A 24,415-nucleotide genomic window follows, 5' to 3' on the forward strand; every position below is an offset into this window, starting at 1 on the left:
TTATAAATTTAAGCCTTCTAAAGGAGAAGATTATGAAAACAAATGTGTTTTTTAAATGGATAGTGGCACTTTTTACTTTTTTAAGTTTAGCCACTGCACAAGGGGTTAATGAGTATGGTATGCTTCCATGCCCAGATGGCACAAGCAATTGTCCGCCAGCAGGATATGGTGCACCAAGAGGTGATTTGATAAGAACAAAAGATAGCACTAATTATGTAGTTTATTATCAAACTAATTTATCTTTTTCTCCAGAAGTTGGTTCTTACTCATCTTTTACTGGTAATCCGCTTGACAATAATGGATTTTCATCTTTAGTATATGGTGACTACTCCATTACAGGTAATACAATTATGGATTTTGATAATAAAAGAGATTTAGATAATTCTAGGTCTAAAATGATTAATCAATTAGGTGACACAAAGTATTTTAATAGTTCAAAAGCTTCTTTGTATCTACCAGATAGCATCAAACCTGAATATATAAAATATGCAACCCTTACATGGATAGGAAGTATCCATAAAAACAACCTTACAGGTCAGGTTAATAAACAATCGCTTGTTTATTCGTGTGCTGTAGAAGATAACATACTTGTTAGAAAACAAGATAAAGCAAAGATAGACCATCAAGACTTAATTGATGTTTGTCTTAATAGTGAATTTAAAAATGATGTTTCTTGTGAAGAAGTTCGATATAAGATAAAAGATGGTATTTACTATCCAAATCCTACCAATAACAGCAATTATTTTAATCTAAATAATTACTATAAAAATATAAGATATAATCCAAATGCCAATGTCAATAACAACTTTCAATTTTCTTGTCTAGAACCAGGAAGACAAAAAATTAGAAAAGTTGATTTAAAGCTTATCGATGATGACGTTGTAAAAAACTGTAAAGATAAATATAATAATGATAAAAAATGTAATGATATCTTTAAAGTAACAGATAGTGGATACTATACCCCTATATCATATAATAATAAAAATTCTAAACTTGAATTTAGATGCACAAATGAGAGTTATACAAAAATTAAAAAGGAAAATTTAAATAAAGCATACTATAACCCTAAAATGGTTCAAGAGTGTAAAATGAAATTTCCAAGCCAGGCTTCTCAGTGTGACAATATTATAAATACTGAATACTACACACCTACACTTAGCTATAGTATAGATAGAGCGGAAATAGGCGATGGTGTATCTAGAGTAAAAACTACTTTGAAGAGTCAACCTTACTATACAGTTGAAGAACTTAGAAAAATTTGTGTAGAAAGTGGTAATAGCAAAGAAGAGTGTGATGGTATAGATGAAAACTTTAATGGAGGAATAAGGACATTTTACAGGTTAGTAGACTTTAGCGAATGTTTTGAAAATAGAAAATTTAATTATGACAAATGTTATTACGGCGATGGTAGAGATTCATTTCATGGTAGACCTGCCATAAAAATACATTCTATTAAAGTAACTTTAGGTGACAGTCATTGCACAAATAATCCTAATGATTGTGAAGAGGTAAAAACTTGTAGAAATTATACTTTTAGTGGTGGCAATATCGACATAGATGACTATTGTAGTAAAAACCCTGAGTCATGTAGTGAGGTAAATACTTGTAGTAGATACACTTATGGCTCACAACCTATAAATTTAAATGATTTTTGTAGCAAAAACCCAGCAGAGTGTGAAAGAGTTAAAGTTTGTAAAGAGTATAACCTACACACTATATCTTCAACTATAACACCTTCAAAAGGAGACAATAGAAATCTTGCAAGTATATCTGAAAAATACATAAAAGATTACAATAAGATGAATTTTATAGCTGGAGGTCTTGAAAAAGAGGTATTTGCAAAAGATGAAGATATAGACTATCTATTTAGTTACAATAATGCACAAAATCAAGGTGGTTTATGGTTTGTGTATTCAGCCAGAGCTGATGTTACTGACTTTTTAAAACAAGCAATAGCAAATACTAAAATTAATCAAGAAGGTAAAATATTGCAATTTCCTATAGCAGGAGCTAATGTCAAAGCTACAGTAGGAGGTGTTTTAAATAACAGTGATGGTGTTAGTTTCTGGAACAATGGATCATTTATATATAGTGGTGCAAAAACCGCAAACTTTGGCTCTTGGGCATTGACTGTTGTTTATGATAAAGGCAGTATACCAAGTAAATCATCTCCTGAATATGCCTTTTATAAACCTAAAGTTGTAACTATACATAATGGTTTTGCGTCCTTAGTTCATGATTTACAAAAATTAGACAGTAAATTTTTAAATATGGTATTTGATGGCTTTTACACTCCAAGGCAAGATATGTATGATGCAAAAGTTAGCACCTACGCTGTATCAAATGCGAACTATTCTATAAGATTTAAAGATGATGAGGCGGCTCCATTTAAAATTTCTAAATATGGAGACTTCTCAAATATGGTAAATGTCTATAATATCCTTAATAATAGACATTCATATAGTGGTGGTATCTCCATGGTAAAGCCAGGAGCTCATGATGTTGAAGTAGTAGATGATGATTTATACAAGTCAATATCTATAAATACATCCATGTTAAACTCAACAAACAAACAAATATATATGAAAAAAGAGCAAACTAGACTTAAATTTAACTACGGAGTTCAAGCAAGGAGTGTAGGCAGGACAACATATGCAGAGCAGACTTACCCAAGTGTCTTTGCATTCTCAACTGACCTTTATGTGCCAGATGTTTGTTACTATAATACAGTTTATAACAGTGCTGGAAAGAGCTCAAGAGGCACTGGTTTTGTTGTAAGAGAGGGTGAGACAGTAAAAAATCAAGTTTATTTTACTATAGCTGATAACTCAGAAGCTGAAGATGCTAGTGGATTAAAGGTAAAGGCTAAACTATCAGATAATATAATTTATTCAAATGATACTATGAGGATAGATAACTCTCTTGAGGAAAAAGGTCCAAATGACTTTATCGACTCAAAATTAAAATATATGCTAGATAATCAAAAAGGACTTTATGAGGATGAGGAACATACAAATTTAATCCCTGACTCTAAAGATAAGCAATTTAATAAATACGATGGCAATTATCTGTCATTTTTCATAGGTGATGGTGCTGGTAATGTCAATGGTAATAATATCTCAGGTGGATCTTTAAATAAAAATAAAAAAGATAAGGTTTATGTAGAGTATAAAACCAAAGTTGGAGGATATTATGAAGAGCCTACTTTTACATATGATTTTTCATTAAAAGGTGTTGAGCTTAATTATAATATTTCTATGGCTAAATGCCCATCTCCTAGTGGTAAAACTGAGTGGGAAAATATAGTTGAAGTAGTTCCTCTTGATGGGGTAAAAGTAGTAAATGAGGACTTTAAGAAAAAAGGTGATTATGAGGGTCTTTATACGCAAGTTGCTAATGAGCCATTTAACTTAAAGATAAATTATGATGTAAATATCACAGGTAGATCAAATGATTATCTTAACAAACTTTTAAGCGATAAAAAGATTTGTATTCTTCTAGGCTATACTGAGCAACAGTGTAGTGATGAAGCCTTTATGAAGGGAAAAGTTGATGAGTTTAATAAAAAAAGAGAAGAATTAAATAAAGAAATTCAAGAACTAGCTTCTGAAATTAATAAGATTAATGGAGATATTGCTAAAAAACAAAGTGAGTTAAATACAGCTAAAAGTAAAGTAAAAGAATTGGAAGAAGAGTTAAAAAATATAAAAAATATTTTAGCTAAAGGTGATATTGAAGAAAATGAAAAAACAAAACTAGAGGCAAGAAAGAAAACTTTAGAAGGTGATGAAAACACAGAAGGAAGCATAAAGCATGCAAACAATCAAGTGGCTGCTTTAAATAAAAAAATTGCAGACTTAAAAGAAGATCTTAAAACAGCTCAAGATAATAAGGAGAATAAACAATCCGACTTAGGTAATCTTGAAAGTGGCATAAGTGATGAGATGACTAGAAGAGTAGGAAGACTTGATGGTAAATTTGAAACTACTTTGGTTACATTAAAAGAGCTTGGTGATAGACATGATAACTGTAAAGCGGCAAAAGAGAATAAAAATATTCATTTTAACCATTATCAAGACTTTGATATAAAAGAGAAATCTTTTAAAGGTGAAGCAACTAATATGGATACCATAATGTATATCAATAAAAATAAAGGAAACTGTGCAGATTTGAAAAAAGGTTGTTCATATAAGTCTTCATCAGCAAAGGCATTTCCATCATTTGAGTATTTTACAAACGACAGTGATAAAGATAAGATTATTGATATGAAAAACATCGTTGTTGGCTACGCAAGACCTGATTATACATTTATAGTAAGTTATCTACCATCAGGAGCTGAAATTTTAACATCTTGTAAGCAAGAGTGTATTAGCAGGTATCATGATGAGCCAGCAGCTTCAAAAGATAGTAAAATAGAAGCATGCCAAAAAGTTTGCGATGAAAAACATAAAAAACGCGTAAGTGAAGGCGGTGGCGAAATAGATGAAAAGTATCTAAAAGAATATAGACTTGATATTTGTGCTGGAGACACATTTGCTGTAAGACCTGCGTATTTTAAGCTTAATAAAGAGCTAAATAAAGATGAAATATACAATCTTGGTGGAGATAAACTCCATAAAGACTTTAAAGATAATATCTACCCATCAGATAAAGATGGAAACTATGTTTTGGGATATGATTCTTTGCTTATTTCTGATGATTCAAACATAACAGCCAATAGCAATCCAAATTTTACTAAATCAGCTGTTTTATCAACAATTGTTCCTGATAGTTGTAACCTAGATGAAGTAAATGATGTAGTTAGAAATGCTGATGGAAAAAGTATAAGCTATAGTAGAGATAACAAACCTACTGGAAGTAATACATTATGGGACAATACAGTTAATTCTTCTAATAACTTAAGAGTTGATTTTAGATCTTTTGATAAAGATGGTAAAGATAAAAACGCAACTGAAAGAGTCTTTTACAATGATACAACTAAGGCAAGTAGTCTAAGCGAGTTTAAAAAAGCAAGTAACGGTGAGAATATGAAAAAATATGCCAATATAGACTTAGGAGCTTTAGGAAAACTTAATTACTATAATATCGGCTATGCTAAGATGAGACTTACTGACTCATCATGGACTAGGTTTGATAAACCATATTTGGATAAAGAGGCAAAAAGCTATAGTTATAAAAAAGATAACAATAAAGTCGGTGCATATATAGGCTTTAAAGATCAAGAGCTAAGCAGTATAAAATCTATCGGTGATAATGTTAAAAACAAATATCTAATTCCTGAGGATTTAGTGCTTAAGTTTACACACGACAAGGTTATGGTTTCAGTTTTAGGTATAAAAGATAAGATAGAAAAGCAAGATCCTTTTAACACAAACGAGATTTATACATATACATTTTTTAACACAAATCCTGATAATATGGGAGCAAGTCTTGATTTAAATGTTACTGCTGCATCTTCAAGAGCGAGTGTTTGTGTAGATAAAGAGTGTTTAAAAGATAAGGGCAATTATAATATTTTAGAAATTTATCCAACACTTTATCACAAAGGTTGCTATGCTAGGGATATTGAGTTTGGATTAGATTTTGCATTTGATTGCAATAAAACTGCAAGCGATGAAAGATGTAATTCATTAGAAATAAATCCAGAAAGCAAAAAGGGTTATTGTTATACTCACAACCTAAGCTCTGAATGCTACAAGCCAGAAGCTGCAACTAAAAAATTTGGCAAGTTAAAACATGGACTTGTCTATTCGTCTAATATAAAAGATGGAAATGTATCCATTAACAGTGAAGTTAAAGCTGAAGAACAAGATGGTAATAATGGTAAAAAAACCGTTACAAAACCTGGTGAAGTTGCTATAATGGTAAATAAAGAGGGTTTTGATAATGCGAAATTTGAACTACCTCTAAAATTTAATTTCAAAAGATTCCCAGGCACAAATGACCTTATTGATCCTAAGCTTATTTATGCTGATGACTTTATAAGAAGTAACAATGTCGCTTTTGAAGAAAAAGATCTTCTTACTGATAAAAAAATATCTTCTAGTGAGGTTTTAACAAAAGGAATAAAAGCTAAGGGAAGAGTTTTCAAAAAATTTAATAATGAAATTTTAGAAATTAACGACTCCAAAACTAAGAGATATAATGGCAATGAAAAAAGCAAAGACGGAAACTTTACAACCCTTGAAGATGGCAAATTTGTTCCTATAAATACAGCCTCTAAAGTTACTTTTTACTATGGCTATATAAATGCTAAAAAGAAAGAATATGACTATGATGCAACAGATACTGCTCAAGACCCTATAGATGTTGATGTTTATTCTATGATTTATTATACTGGAAATGTAGATGCCGCAAAAGCTACCGACTTTGCCAAAAATAATCTACCTATCATAGATAGTAATATAACAGCAAAAGAAGTAAACAGTAAAGATAGGCCAGGATTTTTCCTTAATAGGTTTGAATACTATAATACTTTAGCTGGTATAACATCTAGTGACTTTGTTCCACTTAATGGTTATGTGAATGATAATGTAGAAGGATTGACAGGCAGAAGACAAATGCAAGATATAAATAATATGTACGAAAGACTAAGGTTAAGAGTTCTAGAGCCTGAAGATAAAGAAGAAATTGTTGAAGTTCATGTTATGCCTTGGTTTATTTACAACGAGGATGATCCAACCTACAATAATGATTTTAATATCTTTAAGATAATAGTTGAGAGTAGAGATATAGCAAACTGGGGAGGAACTGGACAAGTAAAAGATGGTGATATAGTGGGTAGATATCTATACAATGAGGGCAATGCTTCAAAAGATAGAGTTAGAAATTTAAATACCCTTGATAATGCCATTAGTTGGTAAGCACAATAAATAAAGATAGGTGGCTTTTGTCATCTATCTTTAAAATTTTAAATTTGATTTATTAATTTGTATATTATTTCATAATTTTATTATTCAAAATATAAATTTATTTTAATTTTTTGTTTATTTTTGTAACATTTGTTATTAATTTTATTTTAAATGCAGTAAATAAATTTGCATTTAAGCATATTTTAAAATTATAAGTGATAAGTTAATATTAATTAAATAGCAATTTAGTTTTAATTTTACAAATGGAGAGCCATTATGAGAGCTATCGCTGAATGGGAAGCCCAAGAGGCTATATTTTTATCACTCCCACATTATAATACCGACTGGAATGAATATTTGCTTGATATAATGAAAAGCTATGTTGAGCTTGTAAAGGTTTTAAGTAAATTTCAAAAAGTATGTCTTATATCTCCAAGCAAAGAAGATTTTGAATATTTTTTTAAAGATATTCCAAATTTAAGTTTTTATAAGATAGACACAAATGATACTTGGATAAGGGATTATGGCGCAATAGATGTTGAAAGTGCTGGAAGGATAATAAGTTATAATTTTGAGTTTAATGCTTGGGGTGGAAAATTTCAAAGCAATAAAGACAATAGTGTTAATTTAGAGCTTTATAAATACTTTAAAGGTGAGCTTAAAAACATAGATCTTATTTTAGAGGGCGGAAGTATTGATTTTAATGGCTATGGAACGATGCTAACAACCACAACCTGTCTTTTAAATGATAATAGAAATAACCTTTCTAAAAGTGAGCTTGAAGATAAATTTAGATCTCTTTTTGGTATTCATAGAATTATTTGGCTTGAAAATGGCTTTATAAAAGGTGATGATACAGATAGTCATGTTGATACTTTAGCTAGATTTATTACTCGTGATATGGTAGCATATTCTATTTGCGAGGATAAAAATGATGAGCAGTATGAGTCATTAAAACTTATGGAAGATAAGCTAAAAAAAACAGGCTTTAAACTTTTACCATTGCCGCTTCCAAAACCAATTTTTTATGATGATGTTAGACTTCCTGCAACTTATGCAAATTTTATCTTTGTAAATGATGCTTTGATAGTGCCAACTTATGCAGATAAAAATGATGAGATAGTTTTAAACTCACTTAAAAAAGCTTTGCCAAATTTAGAGATTATAGGCGTTGATGCAAGAGTTTTTATAAGACAAAATGGCTCACTTCACTGCGCTAGTCAAAATAGATTTTTAGGAAATAGATAAAATTTAGTTTTTAAATTTATTTTAATTTTTTAAAAGGATTAAAAAAAATGAAAAAGAGTTTTTTAAAAGTTAGCGTTTTATTATTTTTATTAGTTTCGCCGATATTTGCACTATATGGTGTTTTATCAGGCGAGAGAACAGATGGATTAAATAAAACTTGTTTTTATAACACACCAGAGGGAAAAAGGTCAATAACAATTGGAGCAAGTGAAATTTGCCCAGTTGAGTATGATTTTTAAAATTTATTGTTTTTTTAATAATAAAGCCGAATTTAAAGTTTGATAAATTCGGCTTTAAATCTATATTTTAAGTTGTAAAATTTAGCTCTAAATTTCAACTAAAAATCTTAAACATTAAACCTAAAGTGCATCACATCGCCATCTTGAACGATATAATCTTTGCCTTCAAGTCGCATTTTACCGGCTTCTTTAGCTCCATTTTCGCCACCACACTCTATAAAATCATCATAGCTTATAACTTCAGCCCTTATAAAGCCTTTTTCAAAGTCATTATGTATCACACTTGCAGCTTTTGGAGCTTTCCAGCCATTTGTGATCGTCCAGGCTCTAACTTCCACAACTCCTGCTGTGAAATAACTTATTAAGTTAAGTTTTGCAAAAGAGCGTCTTATTATCGCATCAAGCCCACTTTCTTCTGCTCCAAGACTTTCTAACATCTCTTTTGCTTCTAAATCATCAAGTCCAATTAACTCTTCTTCTATTTTTGAGCATAGTTTCATAACTTCTGAGTTATTTTTTTGTGCATATTCTTTTAATGTTTTAACATACTCATTATCATTTTGGATTGCCTCTTCATCTACATTTGCTGCATATATTACATCTTTTGCCGATAAAAGCCTAAGCTCTTTATTAAGCTCCATAAATGTCTCGCTTTCAAAATCATTAAAGCTTCTTGCAGTTTTTCCCTCATTTAGATGTTCAAGTAGCAAATTTGCCATATCAAAAAGCTCTTTTGCTCCTTTTTTCCCAGCTTTTACCTCTTTGCTTAATCTTTCGATTTTTTTATTTAATTGTTCGATATCTGCTAAGATAAGCTCCATTTCTATAATTTGTATATCACGAACCGGATCAATACTACCTTCAACATGTGTAATGTTTTCATCATCAAAGCATCTTACAATATGTAAAATAAGCTCAGTTTCTCTAATATTAGCTAGAAATTTATTTCCAAGCCCTTCGCCTTTGCTAGCGCCTTTTACAAGTCCTGCGATATCTACAAACTCTATTGTTGAGTGTTGAATTTTATTAGGTTTTACTATCTTAGCAAGTGCATCAAGTCTTGCATCTGGCACTGGAACGATTGCTTTATTTGGCTCTATTGTGCAAAATGGGTAGTTTTGAGCTGCTGCATTTTGTGCTTTTGTTAAGGCGTTAAAAGTTGTTGATTTGCCAACATTTGGAAGTCCTACGATACCAACTGATAAACTCATTTAGCTTCCTTTGCAAGTTCTAATAAATAGTATAAATTTGCTCTTACACCTGCTCCTGTTGCACCAAAAGAGTTATATCCCCAAGATTTTTCTAAATAAGCTGGTCCTGCAATATCAAGATGAATCCATTTATCTTTATATTCTTCTTTTATAAATGTATTAAGGAAAAGTCCTGCTGTTGTAGTTCCGCCATATCTACTGCTTGAGGTGTTGCTAACATCAGCGATATTGCTTTTAATAAGCTCTCTTAAATAATCATTAAATTCCAAAATCGTCATTAGCTCACCACTATCTTTTGTAATTTCCTTATACTCTTTTTTAAACTCTTCATTATTTCCTAAAAGTCCTGTTGTAAACTCCCCAAGTCCTACAACGCAAGCCCCTGTTAAAGTTGCCATATCAATTAAAATATCTGGTTTAAAATCTTGTGCGTAGCTAAGACAATCAGCCAAAACTAGTCTTCCCTCAGCATCAGTATTTCTTACTTCAATAGTTTTTTTACTTCTTGAGATAAGTACATCATCAGGTTTATATGAGTTTCCTCCTATCATATTCTCGGTTGCACCAATTATTGCGTGAATTTCAAAAGGAAGTTCAAGTTCAGCAGCTCCTTTTATAATACCCATAGCAGCTAACGCTCCACTTTTATCGCTTTTCATTGTAAGCATATAATCACTTGGTTTTAAGCTAAGTCCACCACTATCATAAGTTAAACCTTTTCCTACAAAAATAACTCTTTTTAGAGATTTAACTTTTGGAGTATATGTTAGATGAATTAGCCTAGGTTCGTTCGCACTTGATCTATTAACCGCTAAAAATGCGTTCATATTTTGCTCTTTTAAAAATGACTTATCATAAACCTTGCAATCAACTCTATCATATCTTGCTGAAAGAATTTGTGCTTCATCGGCCATTTTTACAGGTGTGTAAATTTCAGGTATTTCATTTACACCATTTTTTGCGTAATTTGTAGCTCTTGCTATGATATCACCATTTTTAAGTCCTAAATTTGCCTTTTTTTCATCTACTTCTTTATCTGCAAATTCCTCTGATGAGATATAAATTTGATTTAATTTATACTCTGTTTTTTCACTTTTGTATTTTGTAAACTCATAACTTCCTAAAATAAAGCCCTCAGCAATAGCTTGAAAAGTTTTTTTAGTGCATTTGCAAAGATATGAGTTAAGTTTTACACTTTTTATATTATAAGTTTTTAAAGAGTTATAAATTTGACTCATGCAAACGCGAATTTTGTCATAATCAAGCTCTTTAATACCAACATAAATTCTTTTTTTCTCAGGTAAAACTAAAACTTTATCCCCTTTATAGTTAAAAAATTCAAATTCATCTTTGTCTTTTACAAATTTGTGATTTAAATCTTTATTAACAACTAAAATTGCCTCAAAATCAGCTGAAATTTCAGCTAAAGGTTTGTTTAAAAACTCTATTTTCATTTTCATCCTTTCATTGTTTTTTAATTTTTATCTATTTTTTCTTTTTTAAAAATCTTTTTTCCATTTGCTTAAAACCATAAAATATCAATCCAAAAAATAACACTATTATAGGCAGTGCTACATACCAATGTTTTTCTATGAAATTTACAAAATGCCAAATTTCATCACCAAAGTACCATGCTAAAATTATAGTTAAAAAAGCCCATGAAAAACTACTTATTAAATTTATAAATGCAAATTTTTTTTGGTCATATCTGGTTATGCCAATACTCATTGGTATAATTGCACGAAATCCATAAATATAACGCTGAAAAAATATAATCCACCAATCATACTTTTGTAAAAGTAAATGCGCAATTGCAAATTTACGCTTTTGAGAGCTTAGTTTGTTGGTTATAAATTTTTTATTATATCTGCCTAGAAAAAAGTAAAATTGATCCCCACAAAATGCTCCAACTCCCGCAACTACTATGGAAATAGGAAGGCTTACATATCCTGAATGAGCCATAACTCCTGCTAAAATAAGACCAATCTCACCTTCTATCAAGCACCACACAAATAAAACAATATATGCGTATTCTTGATATTCAAGCATTAAACCTTTTAAAAATTCTTCCATTTAAATCTCTAAAATAGAATAAACTTTCGTAATATTTTTTAAAATTTCACTTCCTTTAAACTCGCTTTTTAAATTTATTAAAAAACAGGCTTCAACACACTTTGCTTTTGTTTGATTAATAAGCTCAACCGAAGCTTTTGCAGTTCCTCCAGTTGCTATTAAATCATCTATTAAAAGAACTTTTGCATCATTTTTATTTAAAAAAGCATCAATGTGAATTTCTACTTCATCAACGCCGTATTCAAGACTGTATTTTTGTGAAAGCGTAATATATGGAAGTTTATGAGGTTTTCTAATTGGAACAAAAGGAACTCTTAATCTTGCTGAAAGTGCTGCTCCAAAGATAAATCCACGACTTTCAATACCAGATACAAAATCTAAATTATAACTTTTATATCTATTTTCTAAATGATCCATTAAAAAATTAAACGCTTCTTTATTATTTAAAAGAGTTGTAATATCTCTAAAAATAACACCTGGTTTTGGGAAGTCTTTTATAGCTCTAATTGAGTTTAAAAGATATTTTTTTTCATCATTAGTTAAAACATTTTGCATTTTAGTCCTTTAAGAAAGTTTCTTAACTCTTCGCTCATGCCTACCACCTGCAAATTCTGTGCTAAAAAATATTTCACATAATTTTTTAGCCATTTTAGAGTCTAGAACTCTTGCTCCAAAAGCAAGCACGTTTGCATCATTGTGTTCTCTTGCCATTTTAGCAGTAAATTCATCATGACACAATGCACAGCGAATAAATTTATCTCTATTTGCAGCTATACTTATGCCTATTCCAGTTCCGCAAATAAGCACTCCATAGCTATTTTTAACACTTTTTATTTTTTGAGTTAAAATATATGCAAAGTCTGGATAGTCCACGCTTTCATCTGAATTTGTCCCAAGATCTGTAACTTTGTATCCAAGGCTTTCTAAAAACTCCTTGCAGCTACTTTTTAGCTCCAAGCTTGAGTGATCTCCTGCTATAAAAATTTCACTTATATTCATAAAATTTTCCTTTTATGGTTGATCGTAGATAAACTCTTCTTTGTTTTCAAGAGTATTTACTGATCTTCCTATCCTTTCCCAGCGAATTTTTTTATCTTTATCCCAACTAAAATATACAAACCAAGGCTTTCCAACTATAAATTTATATGGCACCGTTCCCCAAAAACGACTATCATCTGAATGATCTCTGTTATCTCCTATCATAAAAAACTCATTTTCAGGTACCTTTATATAATATGCATTAAAATTAAGTCCATCATCAAGTTTTCCAAGTTCATCAACTATGGCTGGCTGCATAGCAAAACTACCATTTGCAAGGTGTTTTAAAGTAAGGCTTAGCAAATTTACTTTTTCATCGTAGTGAATGCCTTTATTTTTATAAGGCTCTTTTATAAATTTTTTACCATTTAAAATAACAATATCATTTTTATCATAATTTTTATCTATAAAATTATCGCCCTCATGTGGTCTTAGATATAAATTTTTTATAGTAAAAATAACTTCATCCCCGCCAACTGCAAAGTTTCTTTTTACAAAATGTATTTTTTTATTTAACGGATAGCGAAATACAATAATATCGCCTCTTTGTGGTTTTTTACCTTTTATAAAGTGCCCATCTTTGTTTAGATCTGGTAAAACAGGCACTTCAATCCATGGAATGTGAGGAGTTGGTATGCCATAACTAAATTTCTTAACAAATAAAAAATCACCAATTAAAAGAGAGTTTTTCATAGAGCCACTAGGGATTACGAAAGCTTGAGCAAAGAAAAATATAACAAATAAAACTATTACAATAGTTCCAGTCCAGCTTCCTGAAAAATTATAAATTCTACTTAAAGTTTTTTTCATTTTAATCTTTCTAGTTTTTCTTACTTTTTCTTTTTTTAGCTGAAATTAAAGTGTTATTTAAAAGCATGGCTATTGTCATAGGTCCTACCCCGCCTGGCACTGGTGTTATAAACGAGCATTTTTCTTTTACTTCTTCAAAATCAACATCTCCTACCAAAGAGCCATCATCAAGTCTATTTATGCCTACATCAATTATTATAGCACCATCTTTTACCATATCAGCTTTTAAAAATTTTGGCTTTCCAATAGCTGCAACGATAATATCGGCATTTTTAGTAAAATGCTCTAAATTTTTAGTTTTGCTATGAGTTATAGTAACAGTAGCATTAGCGTTTAAAAGCAAATTTGCCATAGGTTTTCCAACTATATTGCTTCTTCCAATAACTACTGCATTTTTACCATTTAGATCAATATCATACTCTTTAAAAAGTCTCATAACTCCAAGTGGAGTACAAGGCACAAAACTATCCAACCCACTTACTAATTTGCCAACATTTATCGCGTGAAATCCATCGACATCCTTATCTGGATCAATCTCTTTTAATATATCATTTGTATTTATGTGTTTTGGGAGTGGAAGTTGAACTAAGATACCATCAACTTCTTTATCTGAGTTTAGTTTTTTTATAAGCTTTAAAAGCTCATCTTGAGTTGTGTTTTGGCTAAGCTTAAAAGCAAGAGATTTTATACCACAAAGCTCACATGCTTTTTCTTTTGATCTTACATAAGTTTGACTAGCTTTATCCTCACCCACTAAAACAACAGCAAGAGTTGGGATAATGCCTTTTTCTTTTAAATTTGAAGTTTCGTTTTTAACCTCTTCTTTAACTTTTTTACTTATATTTTTTCCATCTATTAAAGTCATTTTAAACCTTTTATATTTAAATTTAAAATAACATAATACCCAAATTTAGTTATAAAAAAGCTAAATTTAAAGCTATAAATTGTATCATATTAGAAATTTTAAATTTGCCAAAGGCGGATATTGAAAAAACTTATTATTTTACTTTTTATTATAAATTTTATACATGCAGAAAGCTTTATAACTGATATGGAGTATGGAAAGATGCTTTATAAAAATCCACGCGGAATTGGATGTCACAAATGTCATGGATTAAAAGGCGAAGGCATGGTTATAGCAAGTTATAAAGAATTTAATAAAACAAGTGAAGAAAAGATCGATAAAAAGCTAATTGCGCCAAGGATTAATAATTTAAACCCACAAGAGCTAGCCGATGGGATAACAAGTAAAAAAAGAAGTGTAATGCCATCTTATTTTTTAACAAAAGATGAGATAATTGTGATTTATAAGTATTTAAAACAATCTAAAAAATAATAAAATAAAGATATAATAAACCAAAAATAAGGAGAGATGATGACAAATTTACAAGCTTTTAAAGAGGCAAAAAAAGTAATTCCAGGAGGTGTTGATTCACCTGTTAGAGCGTTTGGCAATGTTGGAAGCCATCCATTTTTTGTAAAAAGTGCAAAAGGTGCTTATATTGAAGATATTGAGGGAAAAAAATATCTTGATTTTGTGCAAAGTTGGGGGCCTTTGATTTTTGGACATTGTGATGAGACAATAGAAAAAGCAGTTATACAAACTGCTAAAAATGGACTTAGCTTTGGGGCATCAAGTCCTTTAGAGACAAAACTTGCAAATTTAATTCTTAAAGATTTTCCTTATCTTGATATGATAAGATTTGTAAGCAGTGGAACAGAAGCAACTATGAGCGCTATTCGTCTTGCAAGAGGATATAGCAAAAAAGATGGAATTATCAAATTTGAAGGAAACTATCACGGACATAGCGATAGTTTATTAGTAAAAGCTGGAAGTGGTGCAGCTACTTTTGGGGCAACAAGCAGTGCAGGAGTTCCTAAAAGTGTGGCAGAAAATACCTTCGTAGCAATTTATAATAACATAGAAAGCGTAAAAGAGATATTAAATAAAAACGATAATATTGGAACAATTATAATTGAACCAATTGCTGGAAATATGGGACTTGTTCCAAGTAAGCCTGATTTTTTAAAAGCTCTTCGTAAAATTTGTGATGAAAGAAATATAGTTTTAATCTTAGATGAGGTAATGAGTGGATACCGTGCAAGTAAAACTGGTAGTTTTGGAATTTATGGAATAAAGGCTGATATTGTTACTTTTGGTAAAGTAATTGGCGGTGGTATTAACGCAGCTGCATTTGCCGCAAAAAAAGAAATTATGAGTTTAATAAGTCCTTTGGGTGATGTTTATCAAGCAGGAACTTTAAGTGGAAATCCTGTTGCTATGGCAGCTGGAATTGCAAGCTTAACTAAAATTTCAAATACTTCAAATTTATATGAAAAACTTGAAAAATTAGCTATTAAATTTACAGATGGACTTAAAAAAATAGCCAAAGAAAACGGCATTAGCATCCAAACATGTGTTAGAGGAAGTATGTTTGGTTACTTTTTTACAGATAAAGAGGTTGAAAATTATGCTGATGCTTTAACATCTGATTTAAAACTATTTTCTAAATTCCATACCGGTATGATAAATGAAGGTGTATTTTTAGCGCCATCTCAGTTTGAAACCGGATTTATATGTGATGCAATGAGCGAAGAAGATATTGACTTTGCTTTAAATGCAGCTAAAAAAGTAATGTCAAATTTGAAAAAATAAATGGTGATTTTATGAAAATAACTGAAAATTTAAATGATGCAGTAAAAGATGCAAATGGTTTAAGTCTGGCTATTTCTATAGTCGTAGCTGTACTTATAGGGTTTTTTATAGGAAAAGGACTTTATCATCTAACTGGCATAAAAGCTTTGTTTTGGATATTTTTAGTTGTTGGGATATTGGCAGCTTTTTTAAATATTTATAAAGCTGTAAAAGCCCAGCAAAAAGATATTAATGATCTTGTAAATGATCCAAAATATAAGCAGTATAAAGAGGCTCTTGATAAGGAAAATCCTCATAAAGACTATGATGAGTTTGATGCGATTGACAAAGAAGATAAAAAGTGGAATGAAGCATAAATTTTGCTTAAATAGTAGTTTTTAAAAGCAAATTTAAAGGTGTGTTTTGACAAAAGAATTTATTAAGTTATTAAAAATTTATCTTATTTTAGACTTTATTTTAGCTATTTTAAGCTTTGTTTTTGGCTTAAAATGGCTTATTAGTTCTCAAATTTCATTTATAATAACTATGTTTATAGCAAATTTTTCATTTAAAAGCTATAAAAATATGATAGATAAAGAGCTAAGAAGTGGTAAATTTGACTATTTAGAAGAAAATGATGAGGATATAAAAATAAGTAAAAAATCTTCTGCCTTGACTTTTTTATCGCCTTTTAAAATTATTGGTTATTTTGCTTTAGGTCTTAGTTTTTATATTTTAGTAAAAACCGAACTTTTAAATGTTTATGGATTTATGGCAGGTGTTTTTCCATATCCAATTGGCGCTATAATTTATGGAATTTTATATGCAAATAAGTAAGAAAATGCCAAGTCCAAAAAGAACTATTAAGGTCTTATCTGCTCTTTTTATAGGAGTTTGGCTTATATTTATAGGAAATGGCTTAGTTTTAACATCAGCTGGTGTTATGCTAAAAGAAATGGGCGTAAGCGATGTTTTTATCGGCATTATCACATCGTGCTTTTTTCTTGGTGGCATTATGAGTGCGATATTTGCTTATAGTTTTATAAGTAGCTATGGATATGTTAGAAGTTATGCTATATTTACAGCTTTATTTGCCATTTCAGCTACGCTTCATGGACTTGGAAATAGCATAATTTATTGGGCATTTTTACGATTTTTGCTTGGATTTTCTTATTATAGTATCGTTATGGTTGTAGAAAGCTGGATAAACACAAAGTCTAAAAATGAGATAAGATCACGAGTTTTAGCATTTTATGAAATGCTTTATTATGGTGGATTTGGTGTTGGGGTTATAATACTTGCTCTAAATTTAAGCAATGCTAAAATTTTTGCAATTTCTATATTTTTCATCTTACTTGGTGCAATTCCAATGAATACTGTAAAAATCAAAGAACCACCACTTCCTGAAAAAAGAAAACTATCAATCCCAAATGTTTTTAATCTTGTCCCACTAGCACTTAGTGGAAGCTTTACAGCTGGAATTTGCTTAAGTACTTTTTTTGCAATGTCAAGTGTGTTTGTTTTAAAAATAGGGGGAAGCGTTTTAGATATTTCTACTTTTATTTTTATAGCAATGATAGGGGGATTGTTATCAGAGCTCTTTTTTGGAAATTTTAGTGATAAATTTGGTAGAAAATACTCTATTATGCTTGGTGTTTTTATCGCTTTAGTTGCTTCTATTTTTATGTGGTTTAATTTAGAAAATTTAACTATTTTAAAAATTTGCGTATTTTTTCTAACTTTTGGAACATTTTCACTTTATGCATTATCACTTGCAAGAGCAAATGATATGTTAAACAATAAAAACGAAAGTGCAAAGGTTGGAGCTGAGCTTTTACTAAGCTATTCTATTGGCTCACTTCTAGGACCGTTAATCACAGGAGTTTTTATAGAAATTTTTGGATCTTTGGGTTTTGTTTTAGTCTATGTTTTAATACTAGCGTTTTTATTTGTATTTGCTGCATTTCAAGAAGTTGTACCTAAGGAAAAAAGAGGGGAATTTGTAGCAAAAATACCAAGTAAAATTTTAAGATAAATTTAACACTTTTTAGCTAAACTTTTATAAATTTAATAAGGAGTTTTACAATGCAAACTATAACTTTACAAGCTGAAAAAAGTGTCATTGATGAAATTTTAGAATTTATTAAAGATAAAAATGCAAAATTTATTATTGAAAAAGATGATGATTTGTCAAATTTAACATTTGATGAGATAAAAGCCGAAGTTAAGGACACCATAGAACAAATTGAAAATGGCACTATGGAACTTCACACAATGGAAGAAATAAGAACCTACACAGATAAAATCATAAATAGCTAAATAATGATAATTTTAACTAATCGCTTTAAAAAAGAGTTAGGCAATATTTTAGGTTTTATTAAAAAAGATAGTAAAACAAGAGCTTTAAAATTTAGAGATGATTTATTATCTAAAATTGATCAAATCCCAAACTATCCACAAATTTATAGAAAGTCATTAACCACAGATGATGAAAATGTAAAAGACTTGATATTTAAAGGCTTTGTTGTTGTTTTTAGGGTAAAAAATGATGATATTTATATTTTAGGAATTTACAAACACAATCTTTGGAAAAACTGACAATTTTAAAAAATATAAACTTTTATAAAAATTTGGTAAAATACAAAGTAAAAATATAAATTAAAATTGTCAAAAAGGATAAGTAATGCAATATGAAATTTATAAAAATTATGACTATAATAAATTAGTCAATGCTTTAAATAATGCAGAAGAAAAAAGGGATAAATTTTTAAAAGAGGCAAGGGAGCAGTCAAATTTAATCTCTTTTTTAATAAAAGAGTTAAAAACTAGGTTGCAAGAGCCAGAATTTTACAGTGTTGATAATGCTCCAAGTTTAAAATCCATAAGAGCTCAAATTCTAAAAATGCCACAAGATGAAATAGAAAAAATTAAAGCTGAGGTGGATAAAGAGATGTTTGGTAGCTAAAATGTATGAAATTATAATCCCAAACAAAGTCGATAAGATGATAAAATCTATCCAAAAAGGCGATAGACAAAATGCAATTAGAATTTTATTTGCTATTGAAAATTTAAGAAATTCAAACGACCCTTTTTCATTAAAAAATTGCAAAAAATTAGAAAATTTTGAAAACATATATCGCTGGAAAGTAGGGCAAGACTACCGAATAATTGGTAAAAAAATTAAAGAAGCCCTAGTGCTTGAATTAATAAAAGTATCAAAAAGAAAAGATTCTATAAAAAATAAGTGTTATGACTTAAACCAATAAACTCTTAAATTCTCTTATAAACTCTTTTATAATAAAACGCTGCCATGATAAAGTTAAGCCCAAAAAGTATAGTTATACAAAACGCATTTAGTCCAAGTTTGTATAAATATCCAGTAAGTATCGAAGTAGTTGCGGCAATTCCTAAAAACACCATATCAACATAAGCTATAACTCTACCATAATACCTTTTATCACAATGTGTTTGTATAAGAGTATAAGTATAAGACCAAAGAGTTGAGGTACTAAGTCCAGTTAAAAAAAGTCCGATAAAACTTAGATAAAAGTTAAACTGCAAAATCGCCCATGAAAACAGCCCCAAACCTTGAGCGATAAAAATTAAAAAAATAGTTCTATTATTTGCAAATTTACTTAAAACTATAGGTCCTATTATAAGTCCTAAGGCTCTAACTGTATTTATAAAGCCCAAAATAAGAGCAAAGCTTAAAATCTCTTTATATTGATATTTTGCTAAAATATTTATTAAAGTATCGTATGAAGTAACTGCCACAAAACCGTGAATTAAAATTAGATTTATTAAAAGTGGATTGGATTTAAGATAGATAAATCCCTCTTTTATCATAAAAAATGCTTTTGTTGTTAGAGTTTTTTTCTCTTCTTTTAAATTTAATCTTGTAAGTAAAAAAATGCCAACTAAGTAGATGAGAAAGTCAAATTTAAACGAGTTATAAACTCCAAAATGATTTATAAAAATCCCTGCAAATGCCATACCAAAGGTGTATGAAACAGCCCAAATTATGGAGTGAATTTCATTTGCAAGTTTTAACTCATCATTTTTTAAAATTTTTGGTAGTAAACTCATCTCAACTTGGAAATAAACACCAGCTAGCCCCATTCTTATAAAAACTAAAGCTTGTAAAAACCAAAACCAACTCAAGCTATCCACTAGCAAAAGCAAAGCAACAGTTATAGCCTCTATTATCATAAATGTCATAAAAAGTGGAAATGCTCTAAATTTGTCTATTATAACTCCAGCAAATGGCGCTATTATTACACTTGGGATAAATGCCATAGCTGCTGTTAATGCGACCATTTGATCGCTTGCTCCAAGTTTGTTTAAAAGTGTAAAAACCCCGATATGGCTAAACCACGCACCAAAATAGCAAATTAGCTGTATTGTTGAAAGAATTCTAACAGTTTTATTAGCTTTAAAAAGATTTATATATCTATTCATAAATTTACTCAAAAATTAAAAAATTCCAAGCATTATAGCTAAAATTTGTAATGTTAAATTTATAAAAATCTTAAAAATCAAAAAATTTATTCTAAACTCTAGCTATTTAGCGATTTAAGGCTTATAATTTTTTTTTTTTTTGAAATTAAGAATAATATAGTGAAATTTATGCTATTATAGCATCCTTAATAAAGAAAAAACAAGGAGTTGTTTAATGAGAAAAAAAATTTTAATTATGATGATAAGTATTTGCGCTGCAAATGTTTTGTGTGCAGGAGCTTTGTATAAAGTAGGTGCTGACGGTACGCTAATAGAAGTTGAAAAAGATCCGTACTCTTCAGATTATAGAACTAAAAAAGGTCATTATTCAGTGGATAAGTCTGAAATCTTGGTATTATCAAGGTTTGATGATATAGGTATAGCATTTGGAGATGGTGCATATGCTGATGATAGAAAACCAGGTGGAGGTGGCATTGCTATAGGAGTACGTGCTCGGGCTAAGCGAGATCCAAGCGTATCTGGTCCTGGAGAGGGAAATATTGCTATTGGAAATGATGCACAAGCGACTGGACACATGGCTATAGCTTTAGGTAGCAACTCAAAGGCAGAACAACAGCATTCTATTGCTATAGGATTTGGTGCAGATTCTTCAGAAAAAGACCACTCAGTAGCAGTTGGACAAAACTCAAAAGCTACAGGACTAGAATCTTCTGCTTTTGGAAGTTTTGCAAAAGCGCTTGGTGAACATAGTGTTGGTATTGGATATAGGGCAACAGCAAAGGGGCGAAGTAGTATTGCATTAGGAAATAACGCTAAAATCATAGGAGATGAGCAAGGTTCCACTGCTATAGGTTGGGGAGCAGAAGCTTCTGGATACTATTCTAATGCTATAGGAAGAGAGGCTAATGCTAGTGGGCAGTCCAATGCTATAGGATTTGGGGCACAATCTTTAAATCAATCCAGTGCCATAGGCGAAGCTGCATATTCTAAAGGAAGGTATTCAAGCGCTATAGGTCATCAGGCTAGAAGTTACGCTAATAATTCAGTAGCTATTGGAAGTAACGCAGTTACATACGGCAGAGATAAAAATACATATACCTCTGCATATAGCTCTATATCAATAGGAGAGTTTGCAAGAGCTGGCTTAAGTGAAAAGCTAACCCAGTCAGAGTATGATGAGTTAGATGGCAGATTACAAAAGAATTATTATGTAAAAGATGGAAACGGGTATAAACTAAAACCTTTTGATATTGAAAGTAATCGAGGCAATATAGCTATAGGTACCTACTCATTAGCAACTTCTATTAGATCTGTTGCTATAGGAATTGGTGCAGAATCTATGAGTTCTAATGCAGTTTCTTTAGGTTATGGTTCTAAGGCTCTTTGGAATGATTCCACAGCCCTAGGAAGCAAAGCAAAAGCCATGGCTAACTATAGCACTGCCGTAGGATATGGAGCTTTGGCACGCTCAGAAAGATCAGTCTCAGTAGGATATGAGGCTAAAGCAGGTCTTGAAGAAGAGCTTGATGAGAGTAGATATAACTCATTAGCTGATACTTATAAACAATACTACAAAAAAGATAATGGAAAATATAAGCTTAAAAATTCAAACCAAAATAATATCGCTATAGGATATAATTCTGAATCCTTAGGTTCAAGCTCTTTGGCTTTAGGATATGGATCTATGGCAGCCAAGGACCATGCAATATCACTTGGGACAAAATCAAATACTCAAGGAAGTTATGGCATATCAGTAGGACATGAGGCTAAAGCTTTAAATGACAATTCTATAGCTTTGGGCTATCAAGCCAGTGCACAAAAAGATAACTCTGTTGCACTTGGAGGAAAATCAGTAGCGAGCACAGGTAGTAAAGTTATAGGCCTTGACTTTGCAACCAACGGGCCAAGTGACAAAACAGACCATATTTGGAGAAGTACAGCAGGGGCTGTATCAGTAGGTGATGAAACTAAAAAAATTACTCGTCAAATCACAAATGTCGCAGCAGGAACAAAAGACACCGACGCAGTCAATGTCGCCCAAATCAAGTCTTTGACCAATCAAGGCTTTCATACACAAGCTGATTATAATGCTACAGATATAACAAAGGGAAATGATGTTTCTCACAAACTTGGTGGAATTATAAAAGTAGGTGGAAATTTTAAACCATCAGATGGCGGTGTATTAAGCAATGCAAATATGGATACATATTTAAGTGGTAAAAATTTAGCTACTTCTATAGATGATTATGGAAACATAAATTTACTTATGGCTAAAACTCCAAAATTTGATGATATCAATATCTCAAAAGATGGCAAAGGTGGAGACTATACAAATTTAACTGAATGGATTAAAAGCATAGAAAATTCAAGTCAGGCAAATAATATAAAATATTTCTCTGTAAATTCTAAAGAAACAGGAAATGCTGATAATAAAGGTGCTACAGGTAAAGATGCTATAGCTATCGGACCAAAAGCAGAAGCTAACTCTACAAATTCTATAGCTATGGGACTAGGTGCAAGATCACGAGGTCTAAGAACAGTTGCCATAGGAGCATTTTCAAACGCAGAAGGAAATTTATCAACTGCCATTGGTTATAATGCACACTCAGAAGGTTATACATCAGTGGCTTTGGGTAATATATCTAAAGCAAAAGGTATAGATGCGGTTGCTATAGGCAATCATGCATCGGCTGAAAAACGTGGATCAATGGCTTTAGGAGCTAAATCAGGCGCATCAAATATGGGTTCTATAGCGGTAGGACCTCTAGCGCAAAGTTATGGCTATGGCTCAATAGCTGTTGGAACAGGGTCAAATGCCTTTTCACACAACTCAGTTGCTATAGGTTCTGCTAGCCAAGCAGGTGACAGAGATTCAGTAAATTTGACCAAAAAATATTATATGTTAAGTGTTCAAGAGTATAACAACCTTCCACAAAATGAAAAAGATTTGTTTCAAAAAGAAACTATATTAAGGGTTCGCCCTAAGCCAAATGGCAATGGCTATGAGTATTATGACGAAGATGTCTATTTTGTAAAAAACAGACATCAAACAGCTGTTGGACAACAAAGTTGGGCAAAAGGATATGAATCAACAGCTCTAGGTGCTAACTCAGAAGCTTTTGGTCACTATAGTTTATCCACAGGAGCTTTTAGCCATTCAGATGGTGAGTATAGTAGTGCTATTGGATATGAATCAAACGCAAGTGGAAATTTCTCAACTGCAATTGGTTCTCATGCAGTAGCAAAAGAACAAAATTCTATTGCATTAGGTGCTGGATCACAAGCAAATATAAACAACTCTGTAGCTTTGGGTTCAGACTCTGTAGCCAATACTAAAGCTGGTATAGAGGGTAAATATTTCGGAGTTGGTGAAAACGATAAAAAAGGCACTGCAACTTGGACAAGCACAAGAGGAGCCGTATCAGTAGGTGATAAAGACAATAACATTACTCGCCAAATCACAAATGTCGCAGCAGGATATGCTGACACCGACGCAGTCAATGTTGCTCAATTAAAATCTTTAAAATCATTTGCAGACAAAGGTTTATATTTCCAAGGTGATGATAATAAAAGCATCAATAAACAGTTAGGCAGTACACTATCTATCACAGGTGGAGCAGAAGCTAACAATAGCAAACTAGCCCAAGGAAACATAGCTGTTCTTAATAAAGATGGCAACTTAACTATTGCTTTAGCTAAAAATTTAACTGATTTAGAAAGTGTAACTGTTGGCAATACTATCATTAAAGATAACAACATATCAGTTGGTAAAAATATCTCTATTACAGATAAAGAGATTAAAAATGGTAATGTTACAATTGCAAGTAACTCTATAAATATAGCTGATAAAAA

General features: G+C 30.9%; 21 protein-coding genes. 13 read left to right on the forward strand and 8 right to left on the reverse strand.

Annotation, left to right across the window (positions count from 1 at the left end):
• Window positions 1–32 precede the first annotated feature (32 nt).
• From HMPREF9309_RS04425 to HMPREF9309_RS04435, 3 genes are all read left to right on the forward strand, one after another.
• A complete protein-coding gene (locus tag HMPREF9309_RS04425) occupies window positions 33–6,863 on the forward strand; it encodes a hypothetical protein (protein ID WP_016646719.1) in 6,831 nt (2,276 codons plus the stop codon).
• 261 nt (window positions 6,864–7,124) lie between these two features.
• The gene (locus tag HMPREF9309_RS04430; RefSeq protein WP_231370849.1) at window positions 7,125–8,099 is read left to right on the forward strand and encodes an agmatine deiminase family protein; all 975 of its coding nucleotides are present in this window, start codon (window positions 7,125–7,127) and stop codon (window positions 8,097–8,099) included.
• A gap of 47 nt (window positions 8,100–8,146) precedes the next feature.
• Entirely contained in the window at window positions 8,147–8,338 is a 192-nt protein-coding gene (locus tag HMPREF9309_RS04435; protein ID WP_016646721.1) for a hypothetical protein, read from the forward strand.
• A gap of 107 nt (window positions 8,339–8,445) precedes the next feature.
• Here the strand turns inward: HMPREF9309_RS04435 and ychF are convergent, their stop codons facing one another.
• From ychF to folD, 7 genes are read right to left on the reverse strand one after another with little or no spacing between them, the layout of a single operon-like run.
• On the reverse strand, window positions 8,446–9,549 hold the full coding sequence (gene ychF, locus HMPREF9309_RS04440) for a redox-regulated ATPase YchF (RefSeq protein WP_016646722.1): 1,104 nt from the start codon (window positions 9,547–9,549) through the stop codon (window positions 8,446–8,448).
• The gene (locus HMPREF9309_RS04445; protein ID WP_016646723.1) at window positions 9,546–11,003 is read right to left on the reverse strand and encodes a leucyl aminopeptidase; all 1,458 of its coding nucleotides are present in this window, start codon (window positions 11,001–11,003) and stop codon (window positions 9,546–9,548) included. Before HMPREF9309_RS04445 ends, ychF begins: the two co-directional genes overlap by 4 nt.
• 31 nt (window positions 11,004–11,034) lie before the next feature.
• Window positions 11,035–11,622 carry a DedA family protein gene (locus HMPREF9309_RS04450; RefSeq protein ID WP_016646724.1) on the reverse strand — a complete coding sequence of 196 codons (588 nt, stop codon included), beginning with the start codon at window positions 11,620–11,622 and terminating at the stop codon, window positions 11,035–11,037.
• Window positions 11,623–12,177, reverse strand: coding sequence for an adenine phosphoribosyltransferase (apt, locus tag HMPREF9309_RS04455; RefSeq protein WP_016646725.1), 555 nt, complete (start codon window positions 12,175–12,177; stop codon window positions 11,623–11,625).
• Between the two features lie 9 nt (window positions 12,178–12,186).
• On the reverse strand, window positions 12,187–12,621 hold the full coding sequence (gene rpiB / locus HMPREF9309_RS04460; protein WP_016646726.1) for a ribose 5-phosphate isomerase B: 435 nt from the start codon (window positions 12,619–12,621) through the stop codon (window positions 12,187–12,189).
• Between the two features lie 12 nt (window positions 12,622–12,633).
• Entirely contained in the window at window positions 12,634–13,470 is an 837-nt protein-coding gene (lepB, locus tag HMPREF9309_RS04465; protein ID WP_016646727.1) for a signal peptidase I, read from the reverse strand.
• A gap of 10 nt (window positions 13,471–13,480) precedes the next feature.
• Window positions 13,481–14,335, reverse strand: a complete 855-nt coding sequence (gene folD / locus HMPREF9309_RS04470) for a bifunctional methylenetetrahydrofolate dehydrogenase/methenyltetrahydrofolate cyclohydrolase FolD (RefSeq protein ID WP_016646728.1) — start codon at window positions 14,333–14,335, stop codon at window positions 13,481–13,483.
• Between the two features lie 120 nt (window positions 14,336–14,455).
• Here folD and HMPREF9309_RS04475 point away from each other — a divergent pair, with 120 nt between their 5' ends.
• The 9 genes from HMPREF9309_RS04475 (at window position 14,456) to HMPREF9309_RS04515 (ending at window position 19,371) form a co-directional block, all read left to right on the forward strand.
• Window positions 14,456–14,806: a c-type cytochrome gene (locus tag HMPREF9309_RS04475; RefSeq protein WP_016646729.1), complete on the forward strand. Its 351-nt coding sequence runs from the start codon at window positions 14,456–14,458 to the stop codon at window positions 14,804–14,806.
• A gap of 39 nt (window positions 14,807–14,845) precedes the next feature.
• A complete protein-coding gene (gene hemL, locus HMPREF9309_RS04480; RefSeq protein ID WP_016646730.1) occupies window positions 14,846–16,126 on the forward strand; it encodes a glutamate-1-semialdehyde 2,1-aminomutase in 1,281 nt (426 codons plus the stop codon).
• A gap of 11 nt (window positions 16,127–16,137) precedes the next feature.
• Window positions 16,138–16,482: an AtpZ/AtpI family protein gene (locus HMPREF9309_RS04485; RefSeq protein WP_016646731.1), complete on the forward strand. Its 345-nt coding sequence runs from the start codon at window positions 16,138–16,140 to the stop codon at window positions 16,480–16,482.
• A gap of 46 nt (window positions 16,483–16,528) precedes the next feature.
• Window positions 16,529–16,942 carry a hypothetical protein gene (locus HMPREF9309_RS04490; RefSeq protein ID WP_016646732.1) on the forward strand — a complete coding sequence of 138 codons (414 nt, stop codon included), beginning with the start codon at window positions 16,529–16,531 and terminating at the stop codon, window positions 16,940–16,942.
• A complete protein-coding gene (locus HMPREF9309_RS04495; RefSeq protein WP_016646733.1) occupies window positions 16,929–18,140 on the forward strand; it encodes an MFS transporter in 1,212 nt (403 codons plus the stop codon). Before HMPREF9309_RS04490 ends, HMPREF9309_RS04495 begins: the two co-directional genes overlap by 14 nt.
• 50 nt (window positions 18,141–18,190) lie before the next feature.
• On the forward strand, window positions 18,191–18,424 hold the full coding sequence (locus HMPREF9309_RS04500; protein WP_016646734.1) for a hypothetical protein: 234 nt from the start codon (window positions 18,191–18,193) through the stop codon (window positions 18,422–18,424).
• Window positions 18,425–18,427: 3 nt separating this feature from the next.
• Window positions 18,428–18,703 (forward strand): type II toxin-antitoxin system RelE/ParE family toxin, encoded by a 276-nt coding sequence (locus HMPREF9309_RS04505; protein ID WP_016646735.1) that lies wholly within the window; start codon window positions 18,428–18,430, stop codon window positions 18,701–18,703.
• 85 nt (window positions 18,704–18,788) lie between these two features.
• Window positions 18,789–19,070, forward strand: coding sequence for a hypothetical protein (locus HMPREF9309_RS04510; RefSeq protein WP_016646736.1), 282 nt, complete (start codon window positions 18,789–18,791; stop codon window positions 19,068–19,070).
• Window positions 19,060–19,371 carry a type II toxin-antitoxin system RelE family toxin gene (locus tag HMPREF9309_RS04515; protein WP_016646737.1) on the forward strand — a complete coding sequence of 104 codons (312 nt, stop codon included), beginning with the start codon at window positions 19,060–19,062 and terminating at the stop codon, window positions 19,369–19,371. Before HMPREF9309_RS04510 ends, HMPREF9309_RS04515 begins: the two co-directional genes overlap by 11 nt.
• Window positions 19,372–19,375: 4 nt before the next feature.
• Here the strand turns inward: HMPREF9309_RS04515 and HMPREF9309_RS04520 are convergent, their stop codons facing one another.
• A complete protein-coding gene (locus HMPREF9309_RS04520) occupies window positions 19,376–20,563 on the reverse strand; it encodes an MFS transporter (protein WP_016646738.1) in 1,188 nt (395 codons plus the stop codon).
• A gap of 235 nt (window positions 20,564–20,798) precedes the next feature.
• Between HMPREF9309_RS04520 and HMPREF9309_RS04525 the strand changes: the two genes are divergently transcribed.
• Window positions 20,799–24,415, forward strand: a 3,617-nt coding sequence (locus tag HMPREF9309_RS04525; RefSeq protein WP_196799663.1) for a hypothetical protein, incomplete at its 3' end; no start/stop codon positions are given.

It is taken from the genome of Campylobacter ureolyticus ACS-301-V-Sch3b (assembly GCF_000413435.1).
Lineage (GTDB): Bacteria > Campylobacterota > Campylobacteria > Campylobacterales > Campylobacteraceae > Campylobacter_B > Campylobacter_B ureolyticus_A.